The organism is Duganella aquatilis, assembly GCF_009674565.1.
Classification (GTDB): domain Bacteria; phylum Pseudomonadota; class Gammaproteobacteria; order Burkholderiales; family Burkholderiaceae_D; genus Rugamonas; species Rugamonas aquatilis.
The window spans coordinates 58,361-75,104 of sequence record NZ_WKJL01000013.1 but is presented as its reverse complement, the minus strand read 5'-3'; the positions used below and the strand labels follow the sequence as shown (position 1 = coordinate 75,104).

The 16,744-nt window shown below is 64.7% G+C and carries 15 protein-coding genes; 3 read left to right on the top strand and 12 right to left on the bottom strand.

The window, feature by feature from the left end:
- Positions 1-114: 114 nt before the first annotated feature.
- Positions 115-801, top strand: coding sequence for a hydrolase (locus GJ698_RS17745; RefSeq protein WP_154359187.1), 687 nt, complete (start codon positions 115-117; stop codon positions 799-801).
- Between the two features lie 2 nt (positions 802-803).
- Here the strand turns inward: GJ698_RS17745 and GJ698_RS17740 are convergent, their stop codons facing one another.
- The 7 genes from GJ698_RS17740 to GJ698_RS17710 all read right to left on the bottom strand — a co-directional run bounded on the left by GJ698_RS17740 (position 804) and on the right by GJ698_RS17710 (position 8,590).
- The gene (locus GJ698_RS17740; protein WP_154359186.1) at positions 804-1,427 is read right to left on the bottom strand and encodes a response regulator; all 624 of its coding nucleotides are present in this window, start codon (positions 1,425-1,427) and stop codon (positions 804-806) included.
- Positions 1,406-2,143, bottom strand: coding sequence for a sensor histidine kinase (locus GJ698_RS17735; protein ID WP_154359185.1), 738 nt, complete (start codon positions 2,141-2,143; stop codon positions 1,406-1,408). The genes GJ698_RS17740 and GJ698_RS17735 overlap by 22 nt, the downstream gene beginning before the upstream one ends.
- A gap of 116 nt (positions 2,144-2,259) precedes the next feature.
- A complete protein-coding gene (locus GJ698_RS17730; RefSeq protein WP_371865368.1) occupies positions 2,260-3,222 on the bottom strand; it encodes an MBL fold metallo-hydrolase in 963 nt (320 codons plus the stop codon).
- Positions 3,223-3,295: 73 nt separating this feature from the next.
- Positions 3,296-5,470, bottom strand: a complete 2,175-nt coding sequence (locus GJ698_RS17725; RefSeq protein WP_154359184.1) for a J domain-containing protein — start codon at positions 5,468-5,470, stop codon at positions 3,296-3,298.
- Between the two features lie 6 nt (positions 5,471-5,476).
- Positions 5,477-7,183, bottom strand: a complete 1,707-nt coding sequence (locus GJ698_RS17720) for a molecular chaperone HscC (RefSeq protein ID WP_154359183.1) — start codon at positions 7,181-7,183, stop codon at positions 5,477-5,479.
- Positions 7,184-7,239: 56 nt separating this feature from the next.
- Positions 7,240-7,863 carry a response regulator gene (locus GJ698_RS17715; RefSeq protein ID WP_154359182.1) on the bottom strand — a complete coding sequence of 208 codons (624 nt, stop codon included), beginning with the start codon at positions 7,861-7,863 and terminating at the stop codon, positions 7,240-7,242.
- 85 nt (positions 7,864-7,948) lie between these two features.
- Entirely contained in the window at positions 7,949-8,590 is a 642-nt protein-coding gene (locus GJ698_RS17710; RefSeq protein ID WP_154359181.1) for a phosphohydrolase, read from the bottom strand.
- Positions 8,591-8,688: 98 nt separating this feature from the next.
- Here GJ698_RS17710 and GJ698_RS17705 point away from each other — a divergent pair, with 98 nt between their 5' ends.
- On the top strand, positions 8,689-11,790 hold the full coding sequence (locus GJ698_RS17705; RefSeq protein WP_154359180.1) for an NAD(P)-binding protein: 3,102 nt from the start codon (positions 8,689-8,691) through the stop codon (positions 11,788-11,790).
- Here GJ698_RS17705 and GJ698_RS17700 read toward each other — a convergent pair.
- The 3 genes from GJ698_RS17700 to GJ698_RS17690 are packed head-to-tail and all read right to left on the bottom strand — an operon-like array spanning position 11,787 to position 13,293.
- Positions 11,787-12,335 (bottom strand): GNAT family N-acetyltransferase, encoded by a 549-nt coding sequence (locus tag GJ698_RS17700; protein WP_154359179.1) that lies wholly within the window; start codon positions 12,333-12,335, stop codon positions 11,787-11,789. The two genes, GJ698_RS17705 and GJ698_RS17700, sit on opposite strands and share 4 nt — an antisense overlap.
- Complete coding sequence (locus GJ698_RS17695) at positions 12,332-12,913, bottom strand: helix-turn-helix domain-containing protein (RefSeq protein ID WP_154359178.1); 582 nt, start codon at positions 12,911-12,913, stop codon at positions 12,332-12,334. The genes GJ698_RS17700 and GJ698_RS17695 overlap by 4 nt, the downstream gene beginning before the upstream one ends.
- A 53-nt stretch (positions 12,914-12,966) precedes the next feature.
- Positions 12,967-13,293 (bottom strand): hypothetical protein, encoded by a 327-nt coding sequence (locus GJ698_RS17690; RefSeq protein ID WP_154359177.1) that lies wholly within the window; start codon positions 13,291-13,293, stop codon positions 12,967-12,969.
- A gap of 152 nt (positions 13,294-13,445) precedes the next feature.
- Here GJ698_RS17690 and GJ698_RS17685 point away from each other — a divergent pair, with 152 nt between their 5' ends.
- Positions 13,446-14,522: a flavodoxin family protein gene (locus GJ698_RS17685; RefSeq protein ID WP_154359176.1), complete on the top strand. Its 1,077-nt coding sequence runs from the start codon at positions 13,446-13,448 to the stop codon at positions 14,520-14,522.
- Between the two features lie 20 nt (positions 14,523-14,542).
- Here the strand turns inward: GJ698_RS17685 and GJ698_RS17680 are convergent, their stop codons facing one another.
- The gene (locus tag GJ698_RS17680; RefSeq protein WP_154359175.1) at positions 14,543-15,202 is read right to left on the bottom strand and encodes a class I SAM-dependent methyltransferase; all 660 of its coding nucleotides are present in this window, start codon (positions 15,200-15,202) and stop codon (positions 14,543-14,545) included.
- Between the two features lie 57 nt (positions 15,203-15,259).
- Positions 15,260-16,639 (bottom strand): MFS transporter, encoded by a 1,380-nt coding sequence (locus GJ698_RS17675; protein ID WP_154359174.1) that lies wholly within the window; start codon positions 16,637-16,639, stop codon positions 15,260-15,262.
- Positions 16,640-16,744 lie beyond the last annotated feature (105 nt).

Here is a 16,744-nt window from a genome sequence, read left to right as displayed (position 1 = left end):
AATCCACAGCTTAACAGAGCCAGGAACCGTGCAAAGCCTATATTTAGGTGAGTGGCGTTTGTGGCTGTCAAACCCTAAGATGAAGGTTCCTTTTTACACCACTTGGAACCCATCATGAGCAATCCTAAACTAGAAGTCCTGACCCCGCAAAACAGCCAGCTGATCTTCATCGATCACCAGCCGCAAATGGCCTTCGGCGTACAGTCGATCGACCGTCAGGTGCTGAAAAACAATACCGTCGGCCTGGCCAAGGCGGCCAAGGTCTTCAACATCCCAACCACCATCACCACCGTGGAAACCGAGGCCTTCTCCGGCCACACCTATCCCGAACTGCTGGACGTGTTCCCGGAAAAAGACATTCTGGAACGTTCGTCGATGAACTCGTGGGACGACCAGAAAGTGCGCGACGCACTGAAAGCCAATGGCAAGAAGAAAGTCATCGTGGCCGGCCTGTGGACCGAAGTCTGCAACACCACCTTTGCCCTGTGCGCGATGCTGGAAGGCGATTACGAAATCTACATGGTGGCCGACGCCTCCGGCGGCACCTCGAAAGAAGCGCACGACCAGGCCATGGCGCGCATGATCCAGGCCGGCGTGGTGCCGGTGACCTGGCAGCAGGTGCTGCTGGAATGGCAGCGCGACTGGGCCCACCGTGAAACCTACGACGCCGTGATGGCCATCGTGCGCGAACACTCGGGCGCCTACGGCATGGGCGTGGACTACGCCTACACCATGGTGCACAAGGCGCCGGAACGCACCAGCAGCGTCCACAAGATTCTGCCGGCCGTTCCTGCCAAGTAATCTTAGAAGACGCTGAGCAAGCCGCGCCGGGCCGCCACTGTGGCGGCTTCGGTGCGGCTTGCGACGTTGAGCTTGGCCAAAATATTGTTGACGTGGAATTTCACGGTGCCGACCTCGATGTCGGCGCTGCGCGCGATCATCTTGTTGCTCTTGCCGGTGGCGAGGTGGGCGAGGATTTCCAGTTCGCGCCGCGACAACTGGCTGGTGCCCTTGCGTTCGGCCAGCTTGCTGGCCACTTCGGCCGGCAGGAATTGCTGGCCGCTGGCCACCGTGCGCAGGCAATCGACCAGCTGGCCGGTATTGGCGTCTTTCAGCAGATAGGCCTTGGCGCCGGCGCTCAGGCCGCGGTACACGTCTTCGTCGCCCTGGTAGGTGGTGAGGATGACGATGCTGGCGTTGGCGTCCCAGGCGCGGATCTGTTCGATGGCCTCGACGCCGTTCAGGCGCGGCATGCTGAGGTCCATGATGGCCACGTCCGGGCGGTGCTGGCGGTACAGGTCGACCGCCTGCTGGCCGTCGGTGGCCTGCGCCACCAGGCGGAATTCCGGCATGGCGCTGATCAGCGCGCTCAAGCCGGCCAGGATCAGGGGATGATCGTCCGCGATCAGGATCGAGATGGGGTCCATAAGGTGTACTCCTTGAAGCTGAGGTGAAAAGCGGCGCCGTGCGGCCGGGCGTTGTCGCTCCGGAGGCCGCCGCCGTGGGCCTGGGCAATGCTGCGGCAGATGGCCAGGCCCATGCCGGTGCCGCCCGGCTTGGTGGAAAACAGGGGATCGAAGATGCGTTCGGCCAGCGCCGGCGGAATGCCGGCGCCGTTGTCGGCCACGCGGATGCACAGCGCGTCGCCGTCGAGCCCGGTGTGCAGGGACAGCGTGCGCGGCCGGTCGTGGATGTCGCGCAACGCTTCAATCGCGTTCAGGATCAGGTTCATGATGACTTGCATCAGCTGTACCCGGTCGGCGTTCAGCTGGTAGTCCGGGCCGTAGTCTTCGGTGACGGTGATGCATTGCAGGCGCAGCTCGGCGCGCAGCAGCTGCAACACGTCGCGCACCATGTCGTTGACGACGAACACGCTGCGTTCGGGCGCGGCCTGGCAGGCCATGCCGTGCAGGCTGCGCACCATGGCGGTTGCCGCCGTGCTGGCTTCCAGCACCATGCGCAGGGCGGCGCGCGCTTCCTCCACGCGCGGCGGATGCTGGTCCAGCCATTGCAGGCCGGCGCGCGCGTTGAGCGTGATGGCGGCCAGCGGCTGCTTGACTTCATGCGCGATGGAGGCGGCAAATTCGCCGAGTGCGTTCAGACGCGCAGGTCGCAGGTCGGGAGTGGGCTTGATGCTTGCCATGCTGCATATCCAGTGGTTGACTTCAGCACAGATGATGCAGCATGGGGCGGTTTGGCGAAATACGGCAGATTTGCAAGAAGCGACATACCCGATAGGGTTAGTCGCCGCTCACCGGCTTATCGCTGAGTTGGCGGTGTCTCGTCATAGTTGAGCGGCAGCCATTCGTATTCGCCCTTGTGCCGGCGCACGTGGCCCAGGCCGGGGAAGGCGATGTGCGCCGCGCCGACCATCAGTTGCTTGCCGGTGACCAGCTCCAGCAGTTTGGCGCGGGTGCCCTGGGCGTCAGGTTCGCTGCTGTCGTATTTGAGGGTGGCGCCCGGATGCGGGAACTGGATGCCGGCCACGTGGACGATATCGCCCCAGATCAGCAGCTGCTGCGACTTGCTTTGCACCAGGTAGGCGGCATGGCCGGGCGTGTGTCCCGGCGCCGGCAGCGCATCGATGCCCGGCTCCAGCGGACCGAAATCCTTGAACGGCTGATAGCGGCCGGCCGCCTTGTACGGCGCCACCGCGGCTTGCGCGGCGTCGAAGAAGGTCGACAGGAACTCCGGCGCCTTGGCCTTGTTGGCCGGCATCAGCCAGTAATCGGCTTCTGCCTGCGACAGGCGCAGCACGGCATTGGGAAAGGCGGCGGCGTTGTTCTGCAGGATGCCGCCCGCGTGGTCCTTGTGCAGGTGGGTCAGCAGCACCTCGTCGACTTGCTCGGGCTGGTAGCCGGCGGCGCGCAGATGCGCCATCAGCTTGCCGCAGCACGGGCCGTAGAGCGCGCCGGCGCCGCTGTCGATCAGGATCAGCTTGTTGCCGGTGTTGATCAGGAAAGCGTTGATCGAGCCCTGCACCGGCAGCTTGAGGTCGACATCGGCCAGATCCTGGATGGCTTGCTGCGGCGTGATATTGGTCATCACTGTATCGACCGGGAACGGATGCGTGCCGTCGGACAGCGCGGTCACCTGGAAGTCGCCCAGCATGATGCGGTAATAGCCGGGCGCCTGGGTGGTCGCCATCGGCGCTGCGGCTTGGGCAAGGCCGGCGCAGGCCAGCAGGAAGGCGGCCAGCAGGCGGTGGGGGAAAAGGAACACGGAATGCCTCCAATAACAATCAGAATGCCCCGGAGTCTAGACCTTTCCCCACCGTGTTGCCTCTGGCATAAGCCTAGCCTGCTTTGAGTCCCATATTCCTGAATTCCTCGTCTACGCCGTCGTCAATGGCGCGTGCCGCTTTCAGATCGGCGTTGCCGTTGGCATGTGCGCCCAGCTTGTGCCTGGCCAGACCACGCCCGTACAGCGAGGTATAGTAGCCAGGGCGCTTCGCCAGTGCCGCGTCGTAGCTGGCGATGGCCTCCTGGTAGCGTCCCATGCGCAGCAACACCATGCCACGGCTGTCGAGCGCTGCGGCGTCATCGGGCGCTTTTGCCAGCGAAGCATCGCACAGCGACAGCGCCAGGTCCAGCGAGGTGTCATGCGTCGCCAGCAACCAGCACAGGTTGTTCAGGCCGGTTTCGTTGTCGACCAGCGCCCGGGCTGCGTTGTAGTCGCTCTGGGCCAGCGCGGCGGCGCCGGTTTGGGTATAGGCAATGCCGCGCAGGCCCAGCAATGTGCTTCGCTGACTCTTGCTGAGGGCGGCCTTGTTCAGGGCCGAGGTGAGGATGGGCTGTGCGTCGCTGAAATGAGCGGTGCCGATTTCCAGTTCCGCACTATCGCGCGCGATGCTGAAGGATTGTGGTTCAAGCGACAGGGCCTTGGCCAGGTCGCTGCGTCGCTGCGCCAGTTCTGCGGACGGACGCAACTGGGCGCGGTACAGGTAGAGATTGGCGCTTGGGGCGCGTTCGATGCCGCGCGTCAGTACCGCGATTGCCTCCGGACGCATGCCCCACTGCGTGTATGAGAAGGCCGCAACATGGTGGGCGTAGCTGCTGTCTGGACGGGCGGCCAGCATCCTTTCTATTTCCTTCATGGCCGCCGCCTTGTCCTTTTGCATCCAGGCCACGTCCAGGCGCAGCGAGTAGGCCATACCGATGCTGGGATCCAGCTTCAGTACCTGGCCGGTATCGGCCAGCACCTGAGGGTAATTGTGCAGCTCAAAGTAGGCAAAGCTGCGCTGCAGCAGTGTGAATACATGGTTCGGGTCCAGTTGCAGCGATAGGCTAAAGGCATCGACCGCTTCGGCGTACTGTTTGCGTTTGCCGGCCAGCGTGCCTCTTGCGCGGAACAACATCGGGCTGGCGCTATTCAACGCTGCCGACTGGTCGATATCCTGCTGCGCCAGTTCCAGCTGCCCATTCCAGGCGTAAGCGATGGCGCGCAGGCCGTAGTTGTCGGCATCCTTGGACAGCCGCAGGGAGCGCGTCAGATTGTCAATGGCGTCGGTCAGATTGTGCTGATCCAGCGCTGTCGCGCCGCGCCTGGCGTAGTCCGCCGCAGTGTCCGCCACTTGCGGCTTGGCTTTTTCGCCGGGAGAGAAGAGGCTGCCCAACACCATCATGCCGATAAAGATAGCCCAGATCAGCAGTCCTATGCGGCCCCTCACCGCTTTGCTGGCGGCACGTTCGGCCCGGAAGGGTAGCTTGCGCCACTTCGATAACTGGGCGTGCGACGCCCGCCACTGCATGATAAGCGGGGCGCTGGCGACCATGGCCAGCCAGGTCGGGAAGCGGGCGATCAGTTGCTCCAGCAGCGGCAAGCCCTCCATCAGCTGGCGGGTAGTCGGCGGAGTGTCGTCGCGCAGGCGGGCGATCAGCTGGCGCTGGTCGTAGCGCACGTCGGCCGCTTGCAGGTCGAAGGTGGCGCGTTCGTCGATGGCGGCATCGAGCATCATGCCGGCCTCGCCCAGACTGCGCAAGCGACGGCGGTCGTCGCCCCAGCCGAAGACCTTGACAGCGGCGACCAGCAAGGCTTCGTGGCCGGGCTGCCAACCGCCCGCCAGCAAAGCTGCGATGTGATGCTCGAACAGCTCGCGGGTGCTGATGCCGATCAGGCGCTCATCGTCCAGGCTTTGTTGCAGCGCCTGCTGCCACAGGGCGTCGTCATCAGCGGGCAGCGCTGGCATGTGCTGAAGGAATTCGGCGAACATTGCACTGGCGAGCGTAGACGGATCGTCCTCCGCTGGCGTTGGCGCCGGCGCCGCGATCGTTGCTTCGTGCCCGGTTTGATTGTCGTGGCGCACCCACAACAGTGCGTTGTCGTAAGCCTCTCGCAATGACTGGAACGCGGCAGGATCGGCTTCCTGGTCGATCTTTTTCAGCAGGGTGGCATAGGCGCGGCGGATCGCGCGCTCGTCAGCATCCGGACGCAAGCCCAGATGCTCCATGAAGAATGGCGTGTCGTTCATGTGGTCTTACTGTTGGGTGTAGCTGGTGTGTTCGATATCGTCCAGCGCGGTGATGAACTGCTGGCGGACGGCATCGATCTGGCGCTTGTCCTGCGTCTCCAGCACCTGTTCGAAGCTGCGGATGTGTTCCCCCAGCCAGTCACGCTGCTGGCCGCGCAGTTGCTGGTACAGGCGCTCGGCACGCGCGAGCAAGGTGCGGTGTTCGAGCCGGTCGCGTGGGTGGATTTTCAGTTCCGACAGCAGAGCGAAGCGCGCCGCGATATCCGCTTCGGACAGCAAGCCCGGATTGTCTTCGATGACCAGCGTATGTTTTTCCTGCGTCGCAACGATGGTAGCCTCGACTTGCAACAAACCGTTGATGTCGTAGGTGAAGCGGATGTCGATGCTGCCGGCTTCAATGCTGGCGCCGGGCAACTTGCAATTCAATGTACCGAGACGGATATTGTCTTTCGCCAGCCGCGCCTCGCCCTGGTAGATGTGCAGTTCCAGGTTCTTTTGCTTGTCGGCGACCGGGTAGTAGCGCTTGACGCGGCTCACCGGCACCGGCGTATTGCGTTCGATGATGGGATCGAAGTGGCCGCTGGAATAGCTGCCGTCGCCCAGCTGCATCGCCACGCCGATGCCCAGCGAGTAGGGCGAGACGTCGGTCATCACCACCTCGTCCAGCGCCGCATCGCGCGTCTTCAAGCCAGCCTGCACGGCGGCGCCCAGCGCCACCACCTCGTCAGGATTGATCTCGCAGGAAGGAAAGCGGCCGAACATGCGTGCCACCAGCTTGCGCACCAGCGGCATGCGGGTGGCGCCGCCGGCCAGCACTACGTTGTCCAGTTCGGCGCTGCGCAGACCGGCGTCGCGTAGCGCGCGCTCGACCGGATCGCGCAGCCGTTGCAGCAGGCCGGCGCTGACGCGTTCCAGCACCGCTTCATCCAGTTCCAGCACGTACTCGGTCTGCTGATGCTGGATGCGCAGCGTGGCGTTGGCGGCGTCGCTCAGCGCGCGTTTGGCGGCTTCCGCCTGGAAGATCAGGCGCTGCATGAAATACGCATCGCTGCGCAGTGCCGGCGGCAGCGTGTGGTGAGCGAAGAAATGGTTGACCAGCGCATGGACAAAGTCCTCGCCGCCCAGCGTGTTGTCGCCGGCAGAGGCGCGCACTTCCATCACGCCTTCAAACAGGTCCAGCACCGAGACGTCGAAGGTGCCTCCGCCCAGATCGAACACCAGGAATTTGGTCTCGCTGCCGCGCAAATGGATGCCATACGCCAGCGCGGCGGCGGTCGGTTCGTTCAACAGCCTGTCGACCTTCAGTCCGGCCAACTGGCCAGCGGCGCGCGTGGCCTTGCGCTGCGCGTCGGAGAAATAGGCCGGCACCGTGATGATGGCTTCGGTGACCGGATGGCCCAGCGCCGCTTCGGCGTCTTCTTTCAGCGATCGCAGTACCAGCGCCGACAATTCTTCCGGACGGAACTGGCGGCTGCCGAGCTGTATGCTCTTGTCGCTGCCCATGTAGCGCTTGAACACGGCGGCGGTGCGGTCGGGATGGGTCTGCAAGCGCTCGCGGGCGGCGCGCCCCACCAGGATGGTGCCGTCGTCGTCCAGGCTGACGCACGATGGCGTCAACACGTCGCCCAGGCTATTGGGCAGGAGGCGTGGCGCGCCGTTGTCCCATACGGCGATTAAACTGTTGGTCGTACCAAGGTCTATACCGACGATCATGTTGGCTTCCGGAAAAATTGGCAATTTTATCACGGAAAACCGGCATGTCCAGCGCCTCAGTTCAGGTGGACCAGACCGCGCTTGGCGGCCACCATGGCGGCCTCGGTGCGGGTGCAGACGTTGAGCTTGGCCATGATGCTCTTGACGTGGAACTTGACCGTGCCGACGCCGATGCCGGCGGCGCGCGCGATGACCTTGTTGCTCATGCCGGTGGCCAAGTGGATCAGGATGTCGCGCTCGCGCGGCGTCAGCTGGTTGGCGTGGATGCGGCTGGCCAGCTTGACGGCCAGTTCAGGCATCATGAATTTCTTGCCTTGCAAAACAGCGTGGATGCAGGTCATCAGGTCGGCCAGCGCGGCGCTTTTCAGCATGTAGGCGTGGGCGCCGGCGCGCATGCTGCGGTCGGCGTCTTCCTCGCCTTCGTGGCCGCTGAGGGCGATGACCTTGGCGTTGGGCCGTCCAGCGCGGATGCGGCCGATGGCTTCGACACCGTCGCAGTCCGGCATGTTCATGTCCATCAACACCAGGTCCGGCTGCAGGCGTTCGCACATCTCCAGCGCCTGGCTGCCGTTGCAGGCCTGGCCCAGCAGCTTGAACTTGCCATCGGACTCGATCAGGGCGGCCATGCCGGCGCGGATCAGCGGGTGAACATCGGCGATGACGACGGAAGCGGTATTCATGGTCTGGCTCCAGGTGAGGTTGATGAAGTCATTTTCGTCAACCTTGGCCGGGCCGTATAGCTATACATTGGTATAAGCGGCCGCGTCAGCCGCTGCAGGCCTTCAGCCGCTCCAGTTCGGCAAGGAAGCGTTCGGCGGCGAGGGCGGGTGGCCAGGGTTCCCAGGCGGTGCCGCCGTAGATTGTTTGCAGCGGATCGTCGTGCAGCGGCGGCACGCTGATCTTCAGCGTTTGCTGCACTTCTTTGGCGGACCAGCCGGCGATGTGGACGGCTTCACTGGCGGCGGCCAGGCGGTCGGCCAGCTTGTGGGCGGCGTGTTCCTTCGGCGTCCAACCGGGCAGGCCGTAGCGCAGGAAGACGGCGGCCTCCAGTTTCTGCGACAAGGTCTTGAAGGCGTCGCCTAGAAAAGGCTTGAGCGGCGAGATGCAGTCGAAGCCGAGCAGGCCTTCTTCCGCGTCATGCAGCAGTTCGCGCAGCGCCGACACCGGCGGCAGCGTCAGGCCCATGGCGGTGCACGCGGCGGCGCGCACATGCATCACCGTCAGCGAGTGCTGCGCCACCGACAGCGGCAGCGGCCACGCCGAATGTCCGCCCCAGCGGTAGGTGCGCGCCAGGCCCAGCGCGAGGTCGCTGTCGTCCCAGTCGAAAGGTGTGGGATCGAGCAGGTCCAGGCGGCGTCCGGACGGCATGCGCACCCACGCGCGTTGTTCATGTTGATCTCTGGCCATGACGCCATTTTACACGCTCATCTGTACATTTATTTTTGGCAACTTGTGCCGAATTTGAAATACACTTATGGCATTGTTTTAATTTCCCTTTTGATGCCATGGCGACCAGACCTTCGTATATTTACCAGGGCGGCTCGGTGATGATGCATTCACCGCTGCAGCTGAAAAACTCCGACATGTACGGCTTTTTCGTCAAGGGCGACCTGGCGAAACTGCAGGCCACGCTGGACGGCACGCTGAACACGGTGGCCGGCCAGCGCATGACGTTCAAGGCGATTTCGCCGTATGTGCTGATCACCTTCACGCAGGTGAACCACGCCGATTCGGCGGCGCCGGTCGATCACGCCAAGGGCTGGATCACCGAGATCGATATCGTCACCTGGATCATGGTCGGCGCCATGGACGACGAGGGCAAGCTGGCCCACATTTACTACTACCCGGCCCACATCTTCGTCGACGACGCGATGGCGCTGATTAACGGCCGCGAACTGTTCGGCTATCCCAAGTATCTGTGCGAATACGAGATCGACGCGCAGCGCTGCGCATTGTCGGCCAAGGGCTTTCATCCGTTCTCGCCGGAGACGAAGATCGCCATGCATCCGCTGCTGGAAGTGACCGCCACGCGACAGAGCGGCGCCGACAGGGAAGTCAGCAGCCTGCTGGACTTGATCGAGCAGGCCATTGAGCTGTTCCTGTCGATTCCCGATTTCTTCAACATGGACGTCGCCGGTTGGGATGACATCATTTCGCTGCTGCGCAATCCGCGCATCGATCAGATCTTTCTCAAGCAGTTCCCGGACAGTGCGGGCATCAAGGCGGTGTACCAGGCCATCCTCGCGGCGCCGGCCACCATCGAGAAGATCCACAGCGGCAAGGTGCTGGGCTACGAATACGAGGCGGTGCTGCACGCCTTCGACAGCTTCCCGCTCAACGAGACACTGGGCCTGCAACTCGGCGCGCAGCAGGCCATCCTGCCGTACTACCTGAACTTCGACTTCACCGCGCAACCGGGCGAGGAACTGGTGGACAACTCGTCGATCGCGCCGCAGAAGATCGCGATCCTGGGCGGCGGCGTCAGCGCCATGACCACCGCCTACTACCTCACCGAGCAGCCGGGCTGGCAGAACAACTACGACATCACCGTCTACCAGCAAGGCTGGCGGCTGGGCGGCAAAGGCGCCAGCGGCCGCAATGCCCAATACGGCCAGCGCATCGAGGAGCATGGCCTGCACATCTGGTTCGGCTTTTATTCGAATGCGTTCAAGATGATCAAGGCGGCTTACGCAAGCCTGGAGCGTCCGCCCGGTGCGCCGCTGGCCACCTGGCGCGCCGCCTTCAAGCAGCAGGATTACGTGGCCTTGTCCGAGAGCGTCGGCGACCAGTGGCGCAACTGGTCCATCGTGTTCCCCACGCTGCCGGGCGAACCGGGCGAGGGCGATCAGAAGATCACGCTGTGGCAGATGGCGGTGGCCATGGTCGGCTGGATCGAACAGTGGATACGCGGCCTGGATAATCTCACCAGGGAGATGGAACTGCCGCCGCATCCACACCACACCGGCGTCATTCCGGACTGGCTGTATCACCTGGCCGAAGGCGTGACCTCGTCGGCGCACGAGCTGCTGGACGACGTGTCGCTGCTGGCCGGCGCCTTGTCCGGCATGGTGTTCAACATGGCGGAAGACGCCGGCGAAGGGCAGCATCTGGCGCTGGCCGGCGCCATGGCCGGCGTGCGCGGCAAGCTGCATGCGCGTTACGGCAAGCTGATCGCCAACGCCGATGGCGATGTGGCGGACGATATCCGCCGCCTGTTCATCTGCCTCGATCTCGGCATCACGGTGATGAAGGGCGTGTTCGAGGACGGCGTGATCAGGCACGGCTTCGATGTGATCAACAATATCGACTTCCGCGACTGGCTGCGCAAGCATGGCGGCGACGAGCAGCTATGCGTGCAGTCGGCGCCGGTGCGCGGTTTCTATGACCTGATCTTCGCCTATGAAGGCGGCGCCTTCGACAAGCCGAACGCGGAAGCCGGCACCATGCTGCGCGCGATGGCGCGTATCGGCCTGGCCTACAGGGGCGGCATCATGTTCAAGATGCAGGCCGGGATGGGCGACACCATCTTCACGCCGCTGTATCAGGCGCTGTTGAAGCGTGGCGTCAAGTTCCGGTTCTTCCACAAGGTCGAGGAGCTGGTGCCGGACGGCGCGCAGATCGGCAGCATCCGCATGACGCAGCAGGTGCAGCTGGCCGGCGTCGCTTACGATCCGCTGGTGCCGGTGAAAGGCCTGGATTGCTGGCCGAGCGAGCCGCTGTACGGCCAGATCGATCCGGCGCAGGCCGCGCTGTTGCAGGAGAAGGGCATCAACCTGGAATCGCATTGGACCGATTGGCCGCAAGTGTACCGCGACGCCTTCGGCAAGGAGCTGCCGGCGGTGACGCTGAAGCGCGGCGTCGATTTCGATCAGGTGGTGTTCGGTATTTCGATCGGCTCCCTGCCGGTGTTGTGCCCGCAGCTGCTGGCGCAAAGCCCGGCGCTGCTGGCCACCTCCGAGAAGGTGCAGACAGTGGCGACGCAGGCCTACCAGGTCTGGCTGGACAAGGATCTGGCGCAAATGGGCTGGGCCAATCAGCCGCAGGGGCAGCAGCCGGTGCTCAGCGGCTTCACCGAACCGTTCGACACCTGGGCGCCGATGGATCAGCTGCTGGTGCGCGAGGACTGGCCGGCGCCGCTGGACCCGCGCAACGTGTCCTACTTCTGCAGCGCGCTGCCGGTGGAGAGCTATCCGCCGGTGAGCGACCACGGTTTCCCGCAGCGGATGGCGCAGGTGGCGAAGGAGGGCGCGATTCACCAGTTGAGCAAGGAGATCGCCTCCCTGTGGTCGGCGGCCGGACCGGCAGGCGCGTTCCCGTGGCAGTGGCTGGTGGATGGCAGCGGGGCCACCGGGGTGCAGCGGTTCGACTCGCAGTACTGGCGCGCCAATGTCGATCCGTCCGAGCGCTATGTGATGTCGGTGGTGGACAGCACCAAATACCGCCTGCGCACCGACCAATCGGGCTTCTCCAACCTGTTCCTGACGGGCGACTGGATCAAGACCGGCATCAACGCGGGATGCGTGGAGGCGGCGGTGATGGCCGGCATGCAGACCTCGCGCGCGATCAGCGGTTATCCGGTGGTGATCGAGGGCGAGACCGACTTTTAAAGCTGCTTGTGGAAGAAAGTGGTGCCGCACAAGGCGCCATCCGGCATCAGTGCGAAATTCGGCACCATGCCGACCATCTGCCAGCCGGCGCGCTGGTACAGGCGTTCGGCGTCGCCGCCGGTGACGGTGTCCAGCACCAGCACGGTCTTGCCTTCTTCACGCGCGGCCTGGTCGACGGCAGCCATCAACTGCGCGGCCACGCCACGGCGGCGGGCGTCTCGGTGGACCAGCATCTTGGCGACGTCGGCGCGGTGCGGCTGGTTGTCCGGCTGCGCGGTGATCAGCTGGACGGTACCGATGATGCGGCCTGCTGCCGTTTCAGCCACCAGCAGCACGCGTTCCTTGCGCGCCGCGCCTTGCAGCACGCCGCGCCAGAAATCCAGCGCCTTCGCGCGCGGCAGCGGCAGCATGAAGCTGACCGACGCGCCGCCTTCCACGCAATCGAGCAAGACGTCGGCCAGTGCTTCGGCCAGCGCATCGGCGCGCGTGTGCGCTTCGTCAGCGTTGATGCGGCGGACCGCGATCGTTGGCGCGCTTGCATTCATTGGCTTCTCCTGTTGGCTGGTTGGCTGGTCAGCGCGACCAGATAGCGTGCCTGCTTGCGGGTCGGATTGTGGTAGACGATATGGCGATCCAGGCGCATCGCCAGCGTGTCGCCGGCCTCCAGCCGCCATTGCTGCTCGCCGACGCCAATTTCCATCGCGCCTTCGATCATCCAGATCTGCTGGTGAATGTCGGCGTTGTGCGGCACGCTGTCGTAGGCGACGCGCTGGCCGGCGGGGAACACCACGTCCACCAGTTGCAGTGGCGACGGCGCGGACGGCGACAGGCTGCGGCGCAAATAGCCGGAACCGGGATCGGTCCATACCGGCTGCGCTGCTGCGCGCATGACCGGCGACGGCTCGGCTTCAGCGTTTTTATCTTCAAACAGCGCGGCCAGCGCCACGCCCAGCGCGCTGGCGAGTTTATCCAGCACGGCGGCCGTCGGGCTGCTTTCGCCACGTTCAATCAGGGAGATGTTGGAGCGGCTGACGCCACTGCGCGACGCCAGCGCATCGAGAGACAGGCCGTGGGCGTCGCGCAGTTCCCGCACGCGGCGGGCGATGAGAAGATTGATGTCCATGGATTTCCATTTTACAGGAAATCCGTGTCCAGTAAACTGGAATTTACTTTTGATCAGCGCTTGCGGTCGCGATTGGTATCGGTGGAGTCGTCGCCGCGCGCGCCGGCGTTCTTGTCGCGGTGGGTGGCGGCGGTGGCGGCGGCAGCCGCGCTTTGCTCGTTGCGCTGGTCGGCGCGGTTGTGGTTATCCTGGCGCAGCGCGCGTTCCGACTGCTCCTTCGGATCGTGCTGCAGGTTGCCCGGCGGCGTATCGTTGCCCGGATGGCCGGTGGCGTGGTTGCCGCTTTCCGACATGCCCTGCTGTTTCGGGTTGTAACCGTCCTGCGGCATATTGGCGCCCGGCTTGAAGCCGCGTGGATCGGGTTTGTTGGACTGGCTCATGATGGTCTCCTTTGAAAAGATTGCAGGTACATGCTATGCCGCCTCGGCCATGACCGCAGTAGGTGTACGCGCCGTGGGCGTGTAGGAGTGTGCGTGAGCGAACGGAGCAGCGCCGGCGTGCGTGCCAAGCTGGCTTATCAAATGGAGGTCACATGGCGGAACCAGAGGTAAGGCAGGGCCAGGCGCCGGAGAAGTTGGAGCGCCAGGAATTCAAATTGCAGTTCATGCGCTCGTTCAAGGACCCGAACTTCGAACCGGTGCAGGCGGCGCTGGCGCAGGTGGAGGAGATCGCCTGGCATAATTACCAGGACAGCCGCAAGTCGCCCGTCACGCAGAAAGCGGGCAGCGAGTTTGCTGACCCCGATTACGATCTGTCGGTGGAATGGAAGGCGACGCGCGATCGTCTGCTGGCGGCCGAGCAGCGCCAGAAAGATCCGCAAACCCGCTCGCGCGTGCTGCTGATTATCGGCGCGGCGCGCAACGACGGTTCCTGCCCCGGCGAGATCTCCAAGACCTACCGCATGAGCTTATGGGCCAGGGAAGCGCTGGCCGAAGCGGATATCGAGGCCGACGTGCTGGATCTGAGCCTGCTCACGTCCGGCTACGACCTGCACATCCATCCCTGCAAGGGCTGTGTCTCCACCGCTATGCCGCTGTGTCACTGGCCGTGCAGCTGCTACCCGAACCACGGCGAGCGCCAGACCAACGACTGGATGGCGGAGATCTACGAAAAGTGGGTGGCCGCGCACGGCGTCATCATTTTGACGCCGACCTACTGGTATCAGGCGCCGTCGGTGCTGAAGCTGATGATCGACCGGCTGGTCTGCGCGGACGGCGGCAATCCCGATCCGACCACCACGCACGGCAAGAAGGCGGCGGAGGCCAAGGAGCTGGAACTGGCTGGCTGGGACTATCCCAAGCACCTGTCGGGCCGCGCGTATGGGCTGGTGGTGCACGGCGACGTGGCCGGCATCGAAGGTCTGCGCCGTGGCCTGGCCGACTGGCTGGACTGGATGGGATTGATCGACGCCGGCAAGCAGTCGGCGCTGGACCGCTACGTGGGCTATTACGAATCCTACGCCGAGAGCCACCTGGTGCTGGACAAGGACGAGAAGTTCCAGCAGGAGGTGCGCAACGTCGCGCGATCAGTCGCGGTGGCGGTGCAGCAGCTGCGCGCCGGCCTGTTGAGCAAACCTGACGAGGACATCCAGCCTGCGCGGCCGAAATAGCCGGTGGCCCGCGCGCAGCGCTAGCGTTTGCGCGCCAGTGTCACGCCATCGCTGATCGGCAGCAGGGAAATGTCGACGCGATGGTCCTCGCGCAGCTTGATGTTCAGCGCTTGCAGCGCGGCGGTATCGTCGTTGTCGGCGCGGGCGGTGACTTTGCCTTCGCGCAGCGTGTTATCCAGCACGATCAGGCCGCCGGGACGCACCAGCTGCAGGCAGCTTTCGTAGTAGGCATCGTAGCTGACCTTGTCGGCGTCGATGAAGGCGAAGTCGTACAGGCCGGCCTCGCCGTCCGCCAGCAGCGACTGCAGCGTCTCCAGCGCTGGCGCCAGACGCAGGTCGATCTTGTCGGCCACTCCGGCCTGCTGCCAGAACGGTCTGGCGACGCTGGTGTATTCGTCGCTGATATCGCAGGCCACCAGCCGGCCCTCGGGCGGCAGCGCCAGCGCCACGGACAGCGCGCTGTAGCCGGTGAAGACGCCGACCTCGATCGCATTGCGTGCGCCCATCAGCTCGACCAGCAAGGCCATGAACTGGCCCTGTTCCGGCGAGATCTGCATGCTGGCGCGTTCGTGGCCGCGGGTGGCGGCGCGCAGCGCCGTCTGTGCCGGATGCTCGCGCAGCGAGTGCGCCAGCACGTAGTCGTACAGTGTGTCGGTCAGGTTAAGCGTGCGGTTGGACATGCTGACGTCTCCTTGATCGTTTGCCGGAGAGTGTAGCAGCGTCCGCGCAAACGCGGCTCACAGTTCGTTGGACACGACCAGCCGCGAGAAGCTGGCGATGCAGGCGACGCCCGCAAACACCGCCGCAAGGATCAGCGCATACGAGGTGCCGCGCGTGGCCGATAGCGTGAAGCAGTAGGCCACCAGCGCCGCGCCGCTGGCCTGGCCGATCAGCCGCGCGGTGGCGACGATGCCGCTGGCGCCGCCCGCGCGCGCCGGCGGCGCACTGCCCATGATGGCTTTCAGGTTCGGCGCCTGGAAGAAGCCGAAGCCGATGCCGCACCAGGCCATGCGCCAGCCGATGTCCAGCACCGTGGGATTCGGCGGCAGCATCAGCATCGCCACCAGGCCGGAAGACAGCAACGCGGTGCCGATGCCGCCCAGCGCGCCGGCAGGATAGCGGTCGCTCAGGCGGCCGGCGATCGGCGCCATGACCGCCACCAGCGCCGCCCATGGCGTCATCAGGAAGCCGGTTTCGATCGGCGAGCGGCCCAGCGTGGTCTCGAAATAAAACGGCAGCGAGACGAAGGCCAGGCCTTGCGCGGCGAAGGTGCAGACGGCGGTCAGCGCCGACAGCGTGAACAGCGGGCGCCGGAACAGGTCCACCGGCAGCATTGGCGCGGCGTGGCCGGCCTGGCGGCGCAGCAGCAGGCCGAAGAAGATCAGCGTGGCGATCACTTCCGGCAGCAGCTTGCGCCAGCCTTCCTGGTGGGCGGCGTCGCCGAAGGTCAGGATCAGCAGGCCGAAGGCAAACACGTTGAGGATGGCGGTGGGGGCGTCGATCTTGTGGCTGGCGCGGTGCGTGTGCGGCAGCACGCGGCGGCCCAGCGCCACGGCAATCACGCCCAGCGGCACATTGATGGCGAACAGCCAGGGCCACGAGGCGACGGCCAGGATCAGCGACGCGGCGGTGGGCCCGACCGCGAAGCCGACCGCCACCACCAGCGAATTGAGGCCGAAGCCGTGGCCGTGCAGCTTGGCCGGGAAGATGGCGCGCACCATGGCGGTGTTCACGCCCATCATGGCGGCGCCGCCGATGCCCTGGAACAGCCGCGCGATTACCAGCGACGGCAGCGACCAGGCCAGCGCGCAGGCCAGCGAGGCGGCGGTGAACATGGCGATGCCGAACAGGCACACGCGCCGGTAGCCGATCACTTCACCGAGGGCGGCGAACGGCAGCAGCGTGGCCACCATGGCCAATTGATAAACGTTGACGATCCATACCGAGGCTGCGGGCGTGGTGTGCAGCTGGTCGGCGATGGCGGGGAGGGCGGTGTTGGCGATGGCGGTGTCCAGCGCGGACATGCCGACGCCGATGGCGACCGACAACATGGCGATCCGCCGCGCATCGGGCGGCAGGCCGTCGCGCGCAGCCAGCGCGCTATCAGGAATGTTCATGGAATTTCCGATGCATGGGAACGAAGCCCTCCATTGTCGCGGAAAACGCCAAACTTTGCTGAACCGGGGTCAGTGCCGACATTCGGACATTAGGTCGCGCGCGAC